The following is a 15,060-nucleotide window of genomic DNA, read 5'->3' on the forward strand; positions in this document are numbered from 1 at the left end:
GCCATTGGCTTAGCGGATTTGGAATATGATGACCGATATGGAAACGCCCCGTTTGTTGGTGATTGACGATGAACCCTCGATCCGCGAGCCATTGGGGGAATATCTGGAATCTCAAGGCTTTTGGGTCGCCACGGCGGCCAGCGCGTCGGAAGCGCGATCGGTCTTGCGCGCGCAATCCGTGGATTTGGTGATCAGCGATATCATGATGCCGGGCGAAGATGGCTTGTCCTTGACGCGGCATCTGCGTGAAAGCGGCGATATGCCGGTTATTTTGCTGACCGCGCGGGCCGAGGATACGGAACGGATTATCGGGCTGGAAATGGGCGCGGATGATTATGTCGTGAAACCCTTTAATCCCCGTGAATTGGTGGCGCGTATTCGCACCGTGCTGCGCCGGACCCAACAAAGCGGACGGACGATGAGCAGCAGCGGCGTCAGCTATGCCTTTGACCGTTGGTTGCTACGCGAAGTGGAACGGGTTTTGGTGGACGAAAATGGCACCGAAGTCGCCTTGTCGTCCGGTGAATTTCATTTGCTGAATGCGTTGGTCCGCTATCCCCGACAGGTGATGAGCCGCGAACGTTTGCTGGATTTGGTGCGCGGGCGCGAAGCAGAGATTTTTGACCGCGCTATCGACAATTTGGTCAGCCGCCTGCGCAAGAAAATAGAGATTGATCCCGCCCAGCCACAAATTGTGAAAACCGTATGGGGCGGGGGTTATACGCTAGCGTGCGAGGTAAAGCGCATGGGGCCAGCAACATGATCAAGCGATTATGGCCAAAGGGGTTGGTCGGCCAGTTGGTGGTCGCCATCGCCTTGGCTTTGTTCGTTGCGCAGGCTGTGAATTTTACCATGCTAGCCCGATCACAAGAACAACGCGCCATCGCCCATGGCAGCGGGATGATCGTCGCCCGTATCGCGGATACCGTCGAACGGGAACGGAATGGCGACGGCAATGGTGCTGGTGACGTGCGCGAAGGCATATTTGGGGCGGATGACAATGCTGCGATGTCGCCCGTCGCCGAACGGCGCGGCGCTCCGCGCGTCCCCGATGACATGCGGGGGGCGGGTGCAGGCTATGGAGCCGGTCGGGCTGATCATGGCCATCAAGATCATGGACGCGCTGAACCGGATCGGCCGGACCGCGCCATGCGAATGCGGATTACCGATACGCCGGTGGCCTTGCCCAAAACAGCGGAATTGCGCGAAGATGTCGGAAAATATGTGTCGGATCGGCTAGCCGAGGCTGGGGTTCAAGCGTCATCGGTGCGTGCTTGGGCCATGCCCCGCCGTGCGCCCGATGGACCCTATGATTTGCGTGGGCCGGTCATTTATGTCTCCGCAGCAATTGATGGGCAATATTATACGGCGCGCGGACGCTTGCCTTATGATGGCGGGGGATTGCGTGGGTTCTTATTCTGGCAGACCCTGATGCTCTATTTGCTGCTATTGGGTCCGATTATGTGGATCGCATGGCGTGCGGCCAAGCCCTTGCGGGAATTAACCCGTGCGGCCCGCGCAACACCCTTGATGCGGGATCATGACCCTGTTCCCGAGGCTGGTCCATCGGATGTGCGCGAACTGACGCGGGCGTTTAATATGTATCGCGCCCGTATCGACCGCATGTTGTCGGACAAGGATCGGATGCTGGGGGCGGTTGGCCATGATTTGCGCACGCCTTTGGCCAGTTTGCGCGTCCGCGTGGAGCAAGTGGACAAGGATGTTTTGCGGGAAAAAATGATCGCCAGCATCGATGAAATGACATTGATGCTGACCGATATTTTGGCGCTGGCGCGTTCTGGTGCGGGCACGGAGGAACCGGAAAATCTGTCTGCGCAAATGATGATGCAGGAATTGGCCGACGAATTTCGCGAGCAAGGGCAGGACGTGCAGATGGACACGGCATCGCCTGACATCGACACGGTGATACAGGTTCGCCCATTGTTGCTGCGCCGTGCGCTGCGCAATTTGATCAGCAATGCCGTACTTTATGGCGTGCGGGCGCGCTTGTCGGTGGTGACAAGCAAGGATGCCGCCGAATTGATCATTTCCGACGATGGCCCTGGTTTGAGCGATGAACAAATTGTCGCGCTGATGGAGCCTTTTGCGCGCGGAGAAATCAGCCGCAACCGCGCCACGGGCGGGTCTGGTTTGGGCTTGTCCATCGCGCGCGATATTGCGGAGGGCGAAGGCGGGGCCTTGGAACTGCGCCGCCGCGACGGTGGCGGGCTGGACGCCGTGGTGCGCTTGCCGCGCTAGCTTGGTTTCGTGCCCAAAAGGATGTGCTGACGCCCCTGTTCCATGACGGGGCGTCAGCGATAGTTTAGGCGTAAAGCGCCACAGCCTGACTGCCTGACACAATGGCTTCGCCCGCGCGATTCCAAATGGTCATGTCTTGGACGGAGAAGCCGCGCCGTGTATAGCCGGACACCGACTTCAGCAGCCACCAACCATCGTCCGTTTGCGGATGGCTGCTCAGCATGTTCACGGTCCAGTTCATCGAACTGATCGGCCCCATTTGCCGGAACATATGCAGGGCCGCCGGCGGAAGCGCATCACCCATCGCCAGCAAAGCCACGACCGGATCGCAGCTTGGTTGATGGACGAAGCGCACCCATGTCAGCATGTCCGCCTTGTCTTGCCCGATTAACGGTTTTGGTCCGGTTGTTGGGCGCATATCGAAGTGGCTGGTAAAGCTGGGCCGTGCGGGGTGGGGCGGCATGGGTTCCAAGTCCTCGGGTGCGGGGACATCGGGCATGGACAAGATATTATAGTCCAAATGGCTGTCCCGTTCCGGCGAGAATGCGAACATTCCCGTTGTGCCAACACCGGCGTCACTGGACACAACAGCATCGACAAATAGGCTGGATTTGGATTGGCGCAGCAAGCGCGTCGCGACGCTGCAATCGCCGCTGACCGGCCCAACAAAGCTGATTTGGGCATAGCGGAGCGGCGCGTCACAAGGGTGCAGGTGTTTGACTGCCGCCAGCGCCACCGCGCTGCTGATGCCGCCATAGGCGGTGCGGCCTTGCATCCAACTGGGGTCGATATGGGCAGTGGCATGGTTGCCGCTGTCGTCGGTGGTGAGGGAGGCCAGCAAATCATCCAAGGAGGGGGTGGTTATCGTGTCGGTCATTCTGTCCTTCGCCTATATATTGGTTTCATTATTTGGGATAACCATCAGTCTTCGATGGCAAAAGTCAGCCCAGCTTCGCGGGTCAGGCGGTCGATCAATTGCTGGCCCAGCAAAGCACCGGGGGTCCAGATGCCGCCTTCGGATTTTGTGCGCTGGGACAAAGCAATGGCGGTTTCCGCGATCATCCGCGATGTCGATCCATAGCCGGGGTCCAAATCACCCTTGACCGATGCCTTGATTTTCCGTCCATCAGGATATTCGCCGGTAAAGAGAATATCGTAAAAGCCGTTTTCCCGTTCTTCCTTGCTCGGCCCTTCGCCCGGTTGCAGGGTGGAACCGCCAAAGGGTGAACCGCTGGCCAAGGCCTCCGCCATCGCTTTGCCCGCATCACCAATGCTGGTCAGCAGCATTTCGTCATAAACAAAATTCTGGCCCCACCGATGTTTCAGTAAATAATTGGTGCGGTGAACATTTTTGGTGTTGATCGGGGCCATGACAAAGGGCGCGGCCCAGCGGCCACTGTCCTCGTCAAATTCCGGCACCAAACCGCTGGGTTGGTCGGGTCCGTTAAAATCTGGCGTTAAGGCAAAGCTGGATTTCAGCAGCAAAGCGAGCGAGGGTTTGCGGGCCACGGCCTTTAATGTTTCAGTCAGGCTGGCGATGGTGCCGCCCGATGCGCCGCCTTGCATGGCGCGAACACGGCCTCTGACGCGGGGGGCGGGGGCACCAAAACGGCGGATCGCTTCTTCTTGAAGGAAAGTAACCCCCAAATCAAAGGGGATGGAGTCGAAGCCGCAGCTAAAGGTAATGCGCGCGCCCGATGCGATGGCGGCGGCCTCATGCTGGTCGATCATGTCGCGCATCCAGCCGGGTTCACCGCACAAATCGGCATAGGCCGTGCCCGCCTTGACGCAGGCAGCGACCAGCGCATCACCATAAAGTTGATAAGGGCCGACGGTGGATAGCACCACTTTGGTCCGGCTTGCCATATTGGCCAAAGAGGCTGGGTTTTCCGCATCGGCGGCGATCATTGGTGTGTCGGCGGGCGCGCCAATCAGGCTGCGCACTTCGTTCAATTTATCGACGCTGCGTCCCGCCATTGCCCATTTGGGCGCGTCGTCGCGGCCTGCATAATGATGGGCAAGATATTCTGCGACAAGGCGACCGGTGAAACCGCTCGCGCCATAGACGATGATGTCAAATTCACGGGCGCTGGCCATAGATGCTCTCCCATTTACGTAAACGTTAAGTGGAAGCTAGTGGAGCATCGCCGCGCGTCAAGGGCCCGTGTATCGAATGATCCGCCTGTGGGGCGGCGGATCATCCCGCGTAGCGCAAATATGGCTGATATTGCGCTGCTTTACAGGCGGGGCAGGGTGACGCCCTGTTGACCCATATATTTGCCAGCGCGGTCCGCATAGCTGGTCTCGCACGGTTCATTGCCTTGCAGGAACAGAAATTGGCACGCCCCTTCATTGGCATAGATTTTGGCGGGCAGGGGCGTGGTGTTGGAAAATTCCAACGTCACATGGCCTTCCCAGCCCGGTTCCAGCGGGGTGACATTCACAATGATACCGCAGCGCGCATAGGTGGATTTACCAAGGCAGATCACCAACACATCGCGAGGAATGCGGAAATATTCCACCGTACGGGCCAAGGCAAAGCTGTTGGGCGGGATAATGCAAACGTCGGTGGTGCGATCGACAAAGCTGTTGGAATCGAAATTTTTGGGGTCCACCACTGCGCTGTCAACATTGGTGAAAATCTTGAATTCCGGTGCGACGCGCGCGTCATAGCCATAGGAGGACAGGCCATAGCTGATGCAGCCATCGCGGCGCTGAGCCTCGACGAATGGTTCAATCATGCCCTGTGTCTGCGCGGCTTCGCGAATCCATTTATCGGAAAGTATGGCCATAGTCGCTTGTTGTTCCCCCTCACGGCCTTGATGGCAAGGCCGGATGTTTCAAATAGCACGCCCGAACAGCGGCCAATAGTTGGTGCCTGCTATGCGGTCAGGATCAATCGTTGATCAAGCCCAAATCCTTTGGCCCAAAGGCCGCAGGCAATAATTGACTGAGGCGATAGCTGTTCACGCTGCTGCCATCGCCGGACACGCAATGGACGGCAATGTCAGTCTTGGACCGTTCTGCGGCTTCGTTCAAAATCTGGCGGCAGCGGCCACAGGGATTGACAGCCTCGCTACCCAGCAATTGATCGCCGTCCGGACGCCCGCCGATGATCGCCACTTCGGCCAATTCCCCGATCAAGCCATCATTGGCCAATTTAGCAACGGCGCTGGTTTCGGCGCATAAGGTCAGGCCATAGCTGGCATTTTCGACATTGGCCCCCGTCACAATGCGTCCATCCTTCAGGCGCAGAGCCGCGCCGACATGAAAGCCGCTATAGGGGGCATAAGCGCGCGATGCCGCGTCACGGGCCGCCGCGATCAAGCTGAGCAGTTCAGGGGCAGAGGAAAGGGCGCTGGTCACATGGTTTCTCCTTCGGGGCGGACAACATTCCAGCCGACGGTGCCGCTGGCACCTGCCAAACGCACATGGCGGTTGGCCTGCCACATGGTCCAAGCATGGGCACCATAGCTTGGTTCAAAAAAATCACGGCGCAGCCAAATGGTGCGGGCGATGCCGTTCGATACATCATATTCTTTGTCGAAAGCGGGGCCAGGGGCGATCAGGCTGCGTTTGCCGCTATGCGCCTCAATCTGTGCCAAAAAGGTCGCGAGTTCGGACAATAAAAGCGCGCGGCTGGGCCGTTCAGAACAACGGTCGTCGAAATCCAACCATACCACGGCAGGCAGGCTGTCAAAACGGCGCGGCACATGGCGAATGAAATTGGCGGCTTGGTCTGCGGCCAATTGGCACACATTGTAACGGTGCATCGCGCCCACGCGCACCCCCGCTTCGCGGGCGCCCGCCATATTGGCCTTGAAGCGCGCGTCCGTGCGTTCGCTGCCATCGGTGGCCATGACATAGGCAAAGTCTGCGCCTGCGGCCTTCATCCAGCCCCAGTGAATATCGCCGTTACTGGCATCGACGTTGATACCCTGCACTGGATATTGCTGGCGGTCGGGCGTCCAGCGCGCGGCCCACCATAAAATGAGCGCAAGGGCCAGCAAGGCGACCAACAGCACAGAGCCCGCGCGCACGGCCATGCGGCGCAGGCGTTCGGGCATGGCGGCCATAGCAGGCATGGCGGTGCTGGCCGAAACAGACCGTGAATTTCTGCCTGAGGCAGGAAGGCGTGACATAATTATCCCTTGATGTGCAGGACGCAGATCAGGGTGAACAGGCGGCGCGCTGTGTCGAAGTCGACCGCGATTTTTCCGTCCAACCGGTCCATCAGCATTTCTGCGGCGTCATTATGCAATGCGCGGCGCGCCATGTCGACCGTTTCAATTTGCTGCGCGGTGGCAGAGCGAATGGCTTGGAAATAGCTGTCGCAAATGGCGAAATAGTCACGAATAGGGCGTTTGAAACGGCCCAAGCCCAAAATGATCGCTTCCAAAGCAGAGCCATCTTCGCGGCCGATTTCAAATACCAAGCGGCCATCTTCGACGCGTAATTTTAGGCGGTAGGGGCCCGCATAGCCATCCGCATGGCCGCGTTGGGGCACGAATTTATTGGCTTCGATCAGATCGAAAATGGCGACCCGCCGTTCCTGTTCAATGTCCGGATTGCGCCAGACAATCGAGCCTTCGTCAAGCTCGACAGAGATGATGCGCTGTTTCGATGGATCTGCTTCGGTCATGTCGCAATCCTTTCTAGCCAACCGTTTCAGAAGGGCAAGGGAGCAGATGTCATCCTGTGATGGCAACCCAAAGCCGCTACCACCCTATGGCTTGCGACTTGCACAAAAGGACGGACCGTCGCATGACATCATCCATGTCTGACATAGTTGCATTTCCGACGCTGGCTGGGGCCGGTGAAGCGCGCCAATTGCCGCGCAATATCGAAGCCGAAGCGGCCTTTTTGGGCGCGGTGCTGATCGATAACCGAGTCGTCGAAGATTTGCCGGTGCAATTACAAGCCGACCATTTTTTTGAACCGCTGCATGGCCGGATTTATCAACAGGCCATGACCCTGATCGAACGCAATAGCATTGCGACACCGGTCACACTGAAACCCTATTTTGAACATGATGAGCAGATGAAGGCGCTGGGCGGCGTTGGATATTTGGCGCAGTTGACGGGCAGCGGCGCGGGCTTGATCGGTGCGCGGGATATGGCGCAGCAGTTGTTCGATCTGGCTTTGCTGCGCGAATTGGTCGGCGTGGGCCGCAATTTGGTGGAAAATGCGCTGGATACCAGCGAAAGCGTCGATCCACAGGCCCAGATTGAGGATGCCGAGACATCGCTGTACCGCGTGGCGGGCGGCGATTCGGCTGTGGGGTCCGTCAAAAGCTTTGCACAGGCGAGTTTGGTGGCGCTGAGCACCGCTGAAAAGGCGCTGAACAGCGGCGGCGGCGTGTCGGGCATTACCACCGGCATCAACAGCGTGAACGCCAAAATCGGCGGCTTGCATGACAGCGATTTGATGATTTTGGCGGGCCGTCCTGGTATGGGCAAAACCTCGCTTGCGACCAATATCGCCTATAATGCGGCGTCGCGCTGGCAGCGCGACGAGGGGGACGGCATTGCCCCTGACAAAAATATGGGCGCGAAAGTCGCCTTTTTCAGCCTTGAAATGTCCGCCGATCAGCTAGCGACCCGTATTTTGGCGGAACAGTCGGGCGTGTCTGGCGAGGCCTTGCGTATGGGCAAGATCAGCAAGGAGCAGTTCCAACAACTGAGCCGCGCGGTGACGGAATTGCAAAGCCTGCCCTTGTTCATCGACGACACGGCGGGCCTGACCATTGCGGGCTTGCGCACCCGTGCGCGCCGTTTGCAGCGCCGCCATGGCATTGGCTTCATCATCGTTGACTATTTGCAGCTGCTGCAAGGCTCGTCGAAAAGCGGCGATAATCGCGTTCAAGAAATTTCCGAAATTTCGCGTGGTTTGAAAACCTTGGCAAAGGAGTTGAACGTACCGGTGATGGCGCTGTCCCAGCTTTCGCGTCAGGTGGAAAGCCGCGAAGACAAGCGCCCGCAATTGTCTGACCTTCGCGAATCCGGCTCGATCGAGCAGGACGCCGACATGGTGCTGTTCGTGTTCCGCGAAGATTATTATATGATGGCCAAAGAACCCAAGCGGCCCGTTGAAGGCGACGACATTAAGATTCACGCAGCGCATGAAGAATGGGCCAGCGACATGGAACGGGTGTTTGGCTTGGCGGAATTGATCGTCGCGAAAAGCCGTCACGGTTCGACCGGTAAGGTTCGCCTGCAATTTGACGCCAAGACCACGAAATTCCACGATTTGGCCGATGATAGCATGGCCTATGAGGATTATGAGTGATGCACGTCCCTGCCAAGCGATGCTTGGTAGGGATATGTTTTGCAGCCTGACTAGGCGTCGACTTTTTTCCATTCGCCCAAATCAAGGCCATCCAGTGACCAAGGGCCAACGCTCCAGCGGATGAGGCGCAGCGTGGGCAGGCCGACGGCGGCGGTCATGCGGCGCACTTGGCGGTTTCGCCCTTCGGTGATGGTCAGTTTTAACCACGCATCCGGCACGCTTTTGCGCACGCGAATGGGGGGATCTCGGTCCCACAACGACGGATCGTCGATCGGTTCGGCCTTTGCGGGCAATGTCATGCCATCTTTCAGCATCACCCCGCTGCGCAGTCTATCCAACGCTTCGTCGCTGATATCGCCCTCCACTTGGGCGAGATAGCATTTGGGCGTTTTAAATTTGGGGTCGGATATGCGGTTTTGCAGGCGCCCATCATCGGTTAGCAGCATCAAGCCTTCGCTGTCTCGGTCCAGCCTGCCCGCCGGATAGACATGGGGAATGTCGATGAAATCAGACAAGGTGCGGCGCGCCGATCCAGCGGTTCCTTGATCGGTAAATTGGCTGAGCACATCGAAAGGTTTGTTAAAAATGATCAGCGTCATGGATGAAAAATTCATTTCTGGACAAGGCGTAGCAGCGCGAAGGGTGCAAAGCGCGCAAAGAAAAAGGCGCGGCCGCCATAAGGCAAAACCGCGCCCTGATTATGTCATGTTGATCTGGCTTTAGAAAGCGGGTTCGTTCGCGGGATCATCCGACGGGTCGGTCGAGGGGCCGCCGCCGATGGGCGTAACAGCGCTGTGGATGCCGCATTCAGTCTTGTCCCACCCGCGCCAGCGCCCCGAACGCGGGTCTTCGCCCGGTTGCACCTTGGATGTGCAAGGCGAACAGCCGATGCTGGGATAGCCTTGGGATTCCAAAGGATGGCGCGGCAGATTATGAGTTTCAAAATAAGCGTCCAGCATGTCCCGCGTCCAATTGGCCAGCGGGTTCATCTTTAATCGTCCGCTGTCGCCGTCCGGTTCAAAGCGGGGCAGACCTTGGCGGGTGGATGCTTGAAAACCTTTGCGCCCCGTGATGCTGGCGTCAAATTTCGCCAATGCCTTTTCAAGCGGCTTGACCTTGCGGATTTCGCAGCAGCCATCAGGGTCATAAGACCAGCGCAATTGGGTGGCGTCCTTTTCCGCAATATCATCGGGGTCCGGCGTCAAACTGATGATATTCAGCCCCAACAACTCGGCCAATTGATCGCGATAGGCCAAGGTTTCGGGGAAATGTTTCCCTGTGTCGAGGAACAGCACGGGCACGTCAGGCTTGGCCTGTGTAACCAGATGCAGCAACACTGCGCTTTCCGTGCCAAAGCTGGAAACAATCGCGGCGTCGCCGATCAGGTCGCCGCCCAAAACAGCCGCGACCATATCTGCCGCTTCTTCGCCGCGAAACAGATTGTTGAGGCGAATGACATCGGTTTCCGCGAAACGCGGCGCCGTATCAATCACATCGCGGACGCGGACATCTTGGGCAGCAGGATTAGCCATGGCGTAATTTCCAAATTGGCACCGCTTTGTCGGCTGCGGTTTGATAATATTCGGGCCATGTCGCCAAGGCTGTGGCGGCATGATCGGGATTCAATGGCACATCGGGCGCAAAAGCATCAAAGCCGCAGCGCTTCATGTGGCTGAGTTGATCGATCAGCACATCCCCTTGGGCGCGCAATGTTCCGGTAAAGCCAGCTTCGCGCAAAATGCGGGCGGAGGAAAAACCACGGCCATCGCGGAATTTGGGAAATGCCACTTCGACCAAAGTCAGGCGATCCAAATGGGGCAACAGCAAACGCGCATCTTCGCCCGGTTCAATGCGGACGGCGATGGCGTTGGATTCCGACAAAAATTCATCCATCGAAACAATGGGTGTGTCGGTTGTGTGGTTCAGCTGATCAACCATAGATCGCCTCCTTGAACGGGGCCATGCCGATACGGCGATAGGTGTCGATAAAGCGTTCGCCGTCACGGCGTTCCGCCAAATATTTGTCGGTCGCACGCTCGATAGCATCGACCACGCCGTCCTCGTCAAAGCCGGGACCGGTGATGTTGGCGATGCTGACATCTTGTGCGCCCGAACCGCCGAAGGAGAGCTGGTAATTTTCCTTGCCCTTCTTATCGACTCCCAAAATACCGATGTGACCGGCGTGGTGGTGACCACAGGCGTTGATGCAGCCCGAAATCTTGAGTTTCAATTCCCCCAGATCGCGCTGGCGATCAAGATCGGCAAAGCGATCGGCGATTTTCTGGGCGACCGGAATGGAGCGCGCATTGGCCAAGCTGCAATAATCAAGGCCGGGGCAAGCGATCATGTCGGTGATCAGGTCGAGGTTCGGCGTAGCAAGGCCCGCTGCCACCAGCTTTTCCCAAACAGCGAACAAATCAGCTTTGCGAACATGCGGCAGCACGACATTTTGCGCATGGGTGATGCGCAATTCGTCATGGCTATATTGCAGCGCCAAATCGGCCATCAAGTCCATCTGGGCCGAAGTGGCGTCGCCCGGAATGCCTTCGATGGGCTTGAGGCTGATGGTCACAATGGCATGGCCAGCGGCCTTGTGCTTGGCGACATTCTGGCCGACCCACAAGGCAAAGTCTTTGTGCGACAGGTCCAGATCATCTGACGCATTGGCATCAAGGTCTGGCATCGCAAAGAAAGCGGCGATGCGGTCAAATTCTGCACGCGGCGGGTCGATGCCCAGCGCTTTTACCTGCGCAAATTCCTCTTCCACTTGGGCGCGATAGCTGTCTGCACCAATTTCGTGGATCAAGATTTTGATACGCGCTTTGTACATATTGTCGCGGCGGCCATAGCGGTTGTAGACGCGCAGGCAGGCCTCAAGATAGCTGAGCAAATCTTCGAGCGGCACAAATTCTTTGATCAAAGGCGCGATCATCGGGGTGCGGCCCATGCCGCCGCCCGCATAAACAGCCGCGCCATGCACGCCGTCTTTTTCGATGATCTGAATGCCAATGTCGTGCAAGCGCATTGCGGCGCGATCTTCTTGGGCAGCGATCACACAGATTTTGAACTTGCGTGGCAAATAGCTGAATTCGGGGTGGAAGCTGGACCATTGGCGCAGCAATTCCGCCCACGGGCGCGGATCGGTGATTTCGTCGGCGGCTGCGCCAGCAAATTGGTCCGAACTGATATTGCGGATGCAATTGCCACTGGTTTGGATGGCATGCATTTCCACCGACGCTAAATCGGTCAAAATTTCAGGCGTGTCGTCCAGCTTGATCCAGTTGAATTGCAGATTTTGGCGGGTGGTAAAATGGCCATAATCGCGGTCATATTTGCGGGCGATATGCGCCAGCATATGCATTTGCTTGGACGACAAGGTGCCATAAGGAATAGCAACGCGCAGCATATAAGCGTGCAATTGCAAATATAAACCGTTCATCAGGCGCAAAGGTTTGAACTGATCTTCGGTCATGTCGCCGGACAGGCGGCGCTTCACCTGGTCGGCAAATTCGGCCACGCGGGCGTCGACCATCGCTTGGTCATATTGGTCATATTGATACATATCAGATCACCCGTTCGGCGGCAGAGGGGTCATTGGGTTTCAACGTCAAATCAACGCGCACCGTGGGGCCAAGGGCGCGGATGCGGTCCTTGATATGGGCAGGGCGCGGACCTTCGGCTGTCAATTCGCCGCCGATCACATAAGGGCCGTTAATGCGGCGCGCCAATTCCTCGGCAGCGGCGATGGTTTCGCCATCTTCGCCCACGTCCACAGCGTCTTCGATATGAATGGACCAGTCCTTTCCGGTCCACCATGTGACAAGTCCTGTGTTCAGGTCATTGCCCGTCAAAAGCTTCATATTTGGTTCCTCAAAAGAACGGCGTCGATTTGGGTCGCGATTCCCGGTGCGCCAAGGCAGTCCAGCGCATCGGCGCGTTTGGCGACTTCGCCGACGATAATCAATGCAGGGCTGGCAACTTGTTCGCGGAGGACCAAATCGCCCAGATCGGTCAAGATCGTGCGAAGGGCGCGGGCCTGCGCCGTCGTGCCGCGTTCCATGACGCACACGGGCAGATCAGGCGACACGCCGTCATGGATCAGCTTGTCCGAAATGGCGGCGGCGGTTGCTAGGCCCATGTAAATGACCAAGGTGCGACCTATGCCCGCCAAGCCCGACCAGTCTTGGTCCGACAAATCTTTGCACTGGCCCGCCACAAAGGTCACCGCACTGGCATCGGCGCGATGGGTGAGGGGCAGGCCAGCCTGCGCCGCGCAGCCCGCCGCAGCGGTGATGCCGGGCACGGTTTCACATGCCACGCCAGCGGCGCGGGCCGCGTCCAATTCTTCGCCGCCGCGGCCAAAAATAAACGGGTCGCCGCCCTTCAGGCGCACCACTTGACGGCCTGCCAAGGCCTCGCGGACGATCAATTCGTTGATCAATTCCTGTTTCATCGTGTGGCGGCTGCGCTGTTTGGCGACGCTGATCCGTTCAACATGCGGGGGAATGAGGTCCAGCACGCCCTGACCGACCAAGCCGTCATGCACCACCAAATCCGCGCTTTCCAACAAGCGCGCGGCTTTTAGCGTCAGCAAATCTGGGTCGCCGGGGCCAGCACCAACCAGCCATAGCTTGCCCAAAGGCGCACTGGCGGGAAGCCGAGAAGGGAGAGGCGAATTTTTTTCCATGCTGTCCATATGGGATTTTGCGACCAAAAGGGCAAAGCAGGGTTTTTTTGTTTCGGCCAAGCTAATATTTCACGGCCCCATAGAAATGACACGGTAGCTGCTATAATAGACCCCAAAATTGGCCGCGCGACAAAGCTTGGAAGGCGCGGGAGCGCTTAGAAATAGCCTTTGAGCACCAATTTCGGGGCATCGCGTTCATCCGCGCGCAGGCCAATGCCAATGGATGCGCGCATCGTGTCTATTTCCGCGCTGGCGACCGGATAGGCGCAATAATCGGCTGCATAAAAGCTGGTCGGGCGATGGTTGCCGGACAGACCAAGGCCGCCAAAAGGTGATGTTGGCGCTGCGTCATTGGTCGGGCGGTTCCAATTGATCACGCCTGCCCGAATATTGGCCCAAAATTGGTCGTAATGACTGGGGGATCCGCCCAGCAAGGTCGCGGACAGGCCAAAGCGGCTGTCATTCGCTTGGGCCATGGCATCTTCGAAACTATCGGCGCGGCTGACTTGCAGCAGGGGGCCGAAATATTCGGTGTCGCTGCGATCCGTCACCGATGTCACGTCAATGATGCCGGGTGTCAGAAAGGGCAGGTCGGGGTCGGGGCGGGTCATGGGTCGGATGACCTGTCCGCCCTTTGCCATCAGGTCCAAAAAGGCGCCCGTCAATTCGTCGGCTGCCGCATTGCTGATGACTGGTCCCATATAGGGCGCAGGGTCGGCATGGGGATGGTCGACGATGATGCGGTTCGCCAGAATTTTCACTTCGTCAATCAACGCGTCGGCCATGCTGCTTTTGACAATCAGGCGGCGCGCGCTGCTGCAACGTTGTCCTGCGCTGAGAAAGGCTGATTGTACCACCAAGGTCGCCGCCGTGCGAAGGTCCACCGTATCCCACGCCACAATGGGGTTATTGCCGCCCATTTCCAGCGCCAGTATTTTGCCTGGATTGGCGGCATACATAATATTGAGCGCCAAGCCTGTGCGGGCAGACCCTGTAAATAACAGGCCGTCGATCATGGGGTGGGCCGCCAGCTTTTTTCCGATTTCTGGTCCGCCAACCACCAAGCGCAACACGGATTTCGGCAAGCCCACGGCGCGGAATAATTCCGTCAATTTGCTGCCCACAGCGGTGGCCATTTCTGAGGGTTTGAAGACCACGCTATTGCCCGCAATGAGCGCGGGAATAATATGCCCTGCCGGTATCAGGGCTGGCATATTATAAGGGCTGATGACCGCCAATGTGCCATGGGGTTTGTGGCGTAGGGCCTGACGCAGGCCGAGCGCCCCTTCGATACGGCGGTTGGGGGTTCGTTCGCCGCTGGATTTGATGGATGCTTCGACTCGTTCGATAACCGCCTCAACCTCTGTTCGCGATTCCCACAAAGGCTTACCGGTTTCGCGCGAAATCAGGTCGGCCAAAACATCGCGTTCGGCTTTGACTTGATTGGCAAAGCGGCGCATCATTTCTGTGCGATATGTCAGCGGCTTAGATGCCCATTCGGACCAAGCCTGACGCGCGATTTCGACGTCCGAATCCACATCGCTGATCACACCAGACCACAGATGCTGGCCGGTTGCTGGTTCCACGATGTTCAGAAAGTCGGTCATATCTAGATAATATTTATCCCAAATGTCAGTGCATCACAATCAGGAGCGATGGACAGATTGCGGCGGCTGTCACCTTTGTCAGTAGGCAGAGTGGGCGAAAATCACCAACCAAAGGTAAACAGCATATCAAATTTCTTTGGAAAAGGGCATCCACCTGTCGGTCCATGCCGACTCCATTCTATCCATAAATTGTGGGGGGCATTTGGGCTTGAGCGTGAT

At 57.7% G+C, this 15,060-nt stretch carries 16 protein-coding genes; 3 read left to right on the forward strand and 13 right to left on the reverse strand.

Annotation, left to right across the window (positions count from 1 at the left end):
* Positions 1-28 precede the first annotated feature (28 nt).
* Positions 29-763, forward strand: coding sequence for a response regulator (locus LKO31_RS12050; RefSeq protein ID WP_227691235.1), 735 nt, complete (start codon positions 29-31; stop codon positions 761-763).
* Complete coding sequence (locus tag LKO31_RS12055; RefSeq protein ID WP_227690815.1) at positions 760-2,259, forward strand: sensor histidine kinase; 1,500 nt, start codon at positions 760-762, stop codon at positions 2,257-2,259. The genes LKO31_RS12050 and LKO31_RS12055 overlap by 4 nt, the downstream gene beginning before the upstream one ends.
* Before the next feature lie 64 nt (positions 2,260-2,323).
* On the opposite strand, the gene LKO31_RS12060 is transcribed toward LKO31_RS12055, so the two are convergent.
* From LKO31_RS12060 to LKO31_RS12085, 6 genes are all read right to left on the reverse strand, one after another.
* On the reverse strand, positions 2,324-3,136 hold the full coding sequence (locus LKO31_RS12060; RefSeq protein ID WP_227690816.1) for an acyl-CoA thioesterase: 813 nt from the start codon (positions 3,134-3,136) through the stop codon (positions 2,324-2,326).
* 44 nt (positions 3,137-3,180) lie between these two features.
* Positions 3,181-4,356, reverse strand: coding sequence for a saccharopine dehydrogenase family protein (locus LKO31_RS12065; RefSeq protein WP_227690817.1), 1,176 nt, complete (start codon positions 4,354-4,356; stop codon positions 3,181-3,183).
* 140 nt (positions 4,357-4,496) lie between these two features.
* Positions 4,497-5,051 (reverse strand): dCTP deaminase, encoded by a 555-nt coding sequence (dcd, locus tag LKO31_RS12070; protein WP_227690818.1) that lies wholly within the window; start codon positions 5,049-5,051, stop codon positions 4,497-4,499.
* Between the two features lie 103 nt (positions 5,052-5,154).
* Positions 5,155-5,625 (reverse strand): cytidine deaminase, encoded by a 471-nt coding sequence (locus tag LKO31_RS12075; protein ID WP_227690819.1) that lies wholly within the window; start codon positions 5,623-5,625, stop codon positions 5,155-5,157.
* Complete coding sequence (locus tag LKO31_RS12080; protein ID WP_227690820.1) at positions 5,622-6,401, reverse strand: glycoside hydrolase family 25 protein; 780 nt, start codon at positions 6,399-6,401, stop codon at positions 5,622-5,624. The genes LKO31_RS12075 and LKO31_RS12080 overlap by 4 nt, the downstream gene beginning before the upstream one ends.
* Positions 6,402-6,403: 2 nt before the next feature.
* Complete coding sequence (locus LKO31_RS12085; RefSeq protein ID WP_227690821.1) at positions 6,404-6,901, reverse strand: UPF0262 family protein; 498 nt, start codon at positions 6,899-6,901, stop codon at positions 6,404-6,406.
* Between the two features lie 134 nt (positions 6,902-7,035).
* Here LKO31_RS12085 and LKO31_RS12090 point away from each other — a divergent pair, with 134 nt between their 5' ends.
* Positions 7,036-8,547: a replicative DNA helicase gene (locus tag LKO31_RS12090; protein WP_227690822.1), complete on the forward strand. Its 1,512-nt coding sequence runs from the start codon at positions 7,036-7,038 to the stop codon at positions 8,545-8,547.
* A gap of 50 nt (positions 8,548-8,597) precedes the next feature.
* Here LKO31_RS12090 and LKO31_RS12095 read toward each other — a convergent pair whose 3' ends face one another.
* The 7 genes from LKO31_RS12095 to LKO31_RS12125 form a co-directional block, all read right to left on the reverse strand.
* Entirely contained in the window at positions 8,598-9,146 is a 549-nt protein-coding gene (locus LKO31_RS12095; RefSeq protein ID WP_227690823.1) for a pseudouridine synthase, read from the reverse strand.
* A gap of 120 nt (positions 9,147-9,266) precedes the next feature.
* Entirely contained in the window at positions 9,267-10,079 is an 813-nt protein-coding gene (locus tag LKO31_RS12100) for a phosphoadenylyl-sulfate reductase (RefSeq protein WP_227690824.1), read from the reverse strand.
* Positions 10,072-10,485: a DUF934 domain-containing protein gene (locus tag LKO31_RS12105; protein ID WP_227690825.1), complete on the reverse strand. Its 414-nt coding sequence runs from the start codon at positions 10,483-10,485 to the stop codon at positions 10,072-10,074. Before LKO31_RS12105 ends, LKO31_RS12100 begins: the two co-directional genes overlap by 8 nt.
* Positions 10,478-12,109 (reverse strand): nitrite/sulfite reductase, encoded by a 1,632-nt coding sequence (locus LKO31_RS12110; RefSeq protein WP_227690826.1) that lies wholly within the window; start codon positions 12,107-12,109, stop codon positions 10,478-10,480. The genes LKO31_RS12105 and LKO31_RS12110 overlap by 8 nt, the downstream gene beginning before the upstream one ends.
* Before the next feature lies 1 nt (position 12,110).
* Positions 12,111-12,407 carry a DUF2849 domain-containing protein gene (locus LKO31_RS12115; RefSeq protein ID WP_227690827.1) on the reverse strand — a complete coding sequence of 99 codons (297 nt, stop codon included), beginning with the start codon at positions 12,405-12,407 and terminating at the stop codon, positions 12,111-12,113.
* Positions 12,404-13,234 carry a uroporphyrinogen-III C-methyltransferase gene (cobA, locus tag LKO31_RS12120; protein ID WP_227691236.1) on the reverse strand — a complete coding sequence of 277 codons (831 nt, stop codon included), beginning with the start codon at positions 13,232-13,234 and terminating at the stop codon, positions 12,404-12,406. The genes LKO31_RS12115 and cobA overlap by 4 nt, the downstream gene beginning before the upstream one ends.
* A 155-nt stretch (positions 13,235-13,389) precedes the next feature.
* Positions 13,390-14,841: a succinylglutamate-semialdehyde dehydrogenase gene (locus LKO31_RS12125; RefSeq protein ID WP_227690828.1), complete on the reverse strand. Its 1,452-nt coding sequence runs from the start codon at positions 14,839-14,841 to the stop codon at positions 13,390-13,392.
* Positions 14,842-15,060 lie beyond the last annotated feature (219 nt).

The organism is Sphingopyxis yananensis (assembly GCF_020687785.1).
Lineage (GTDB): Bacteria > Pseudomonadota > Alphaproteobacteria > Sphingomonadales > Sphingomonadaceae > Sphingopyxis > Sphingopyxis yananensis.

Excerpts from the sequence above, each read along its gene's own strand:
- LKO31_RS12050 (WP_227691235.1), top strand. The coding sequence starts at position 29 with ATGACCGATATGGAAACGCCCCGTTTGTTGGTGATTGACGATGAACCC.
- LKO31_RS12055 (WP_227690815.1), top strand. The coding sequence starts at position 760 with ATGATCAAGCGATTATGGCCAAAGGGGTTGGTCGGCCAGTTGGTGGTC.
- LKO31_RS12060 (WP_227690816.1), bottom strand. The coding sequence starts at position 3,136 with ATGACCGACACGATAACCACCCCCTCCTTGGATGATTTGCTGGCCTCC.
- LKO31_RS12065 (WP_227690817.1), bottom strand. The coding sequence starts at position 4,356 with ATGGCCAGCGCCCGTGAATTTGACATCATCGTCTATGGCGCGAGCGGT.
- dcd (WP_227690818.1), bottom strand. The coding sequence starts at position 5,051 with ATGGCCATACTTTCCGATAAATGGATTCGCGAAGCCGCGCAGACACAG.
- LKO31_RS12080 (WP_227690820.1), bottom strand. The coding sequence starts at position 6,401 with ATGTCACGCCTTCCTGCCTCAGGCAGAAATTCACGGTCTGTTTCGGCC.
- LKO31_RS12085 (WP_227690821.1), bottom strand. The coding sequence starts at position 6,901 with ATGACCGAAGCAGATCCATCGAAACAGCGCATCATCTCTGTCGAGCTT.
- LKO31_RS12090 (WP_227690822.1), top strand. The coding sequence starts at position 7,036 with ATGTCTGACATAGTTGCATTTCCGACGCTGGCTGGGGCCGGTGAAGCG.
- LKO31_RS12095 (WP_227690823.1), bottom strand. The coding sequence starts at position 9,146 with ATGACGCTGATCATTTTTAACAAACCTTTCGATGTGCTCAGCCAATTT.
- LKO31_RS12100 (WP_227690824.1), bottom strand. The coding sequence starts at position 10,079 with ATGGCTAATCCTGCTGCCCAAGATGTCCGCGTCCGCGATGTGATTGAT.
- LKO31_RS12105 (WP_227690825.1), bottom strand. The coding sequence starts at position 10,485 with ATGGTTGATCAGCTGAACCACACAACCGACACACCCATTGTTTCGATG.
- LKO31_RS12110 (WP_227690826.1), bottom strand. The coding sequence starts at position 12,109 with ATGTATCAATATGACCAATATGACCAAGCGATGGTCGACGCCCGCGTG.
- LKO31_RS12115 (WP_227690827.1), bottom strand. The coding sequence starts at position 12,407 with ATGAAGCTTTTGACGGGCAATGACCTGAACACAGGACTTGTCACATGG.
- cobA (WP_227691236.1), bottom strand. The coding sequence starts at position 13,234 with ATGGAAAAAAATTCGCCTCTCCCTTCTCGGCTTCCCGCCAGTGCGCCT.
- LKO31_RS12125 (WP_227690828.1), bottom strand. The coding sequence starts at position 14,841 with ATGACCGACTTTCTGAACATCGTGGAACCAGCAACCGGCCAGCATCTG.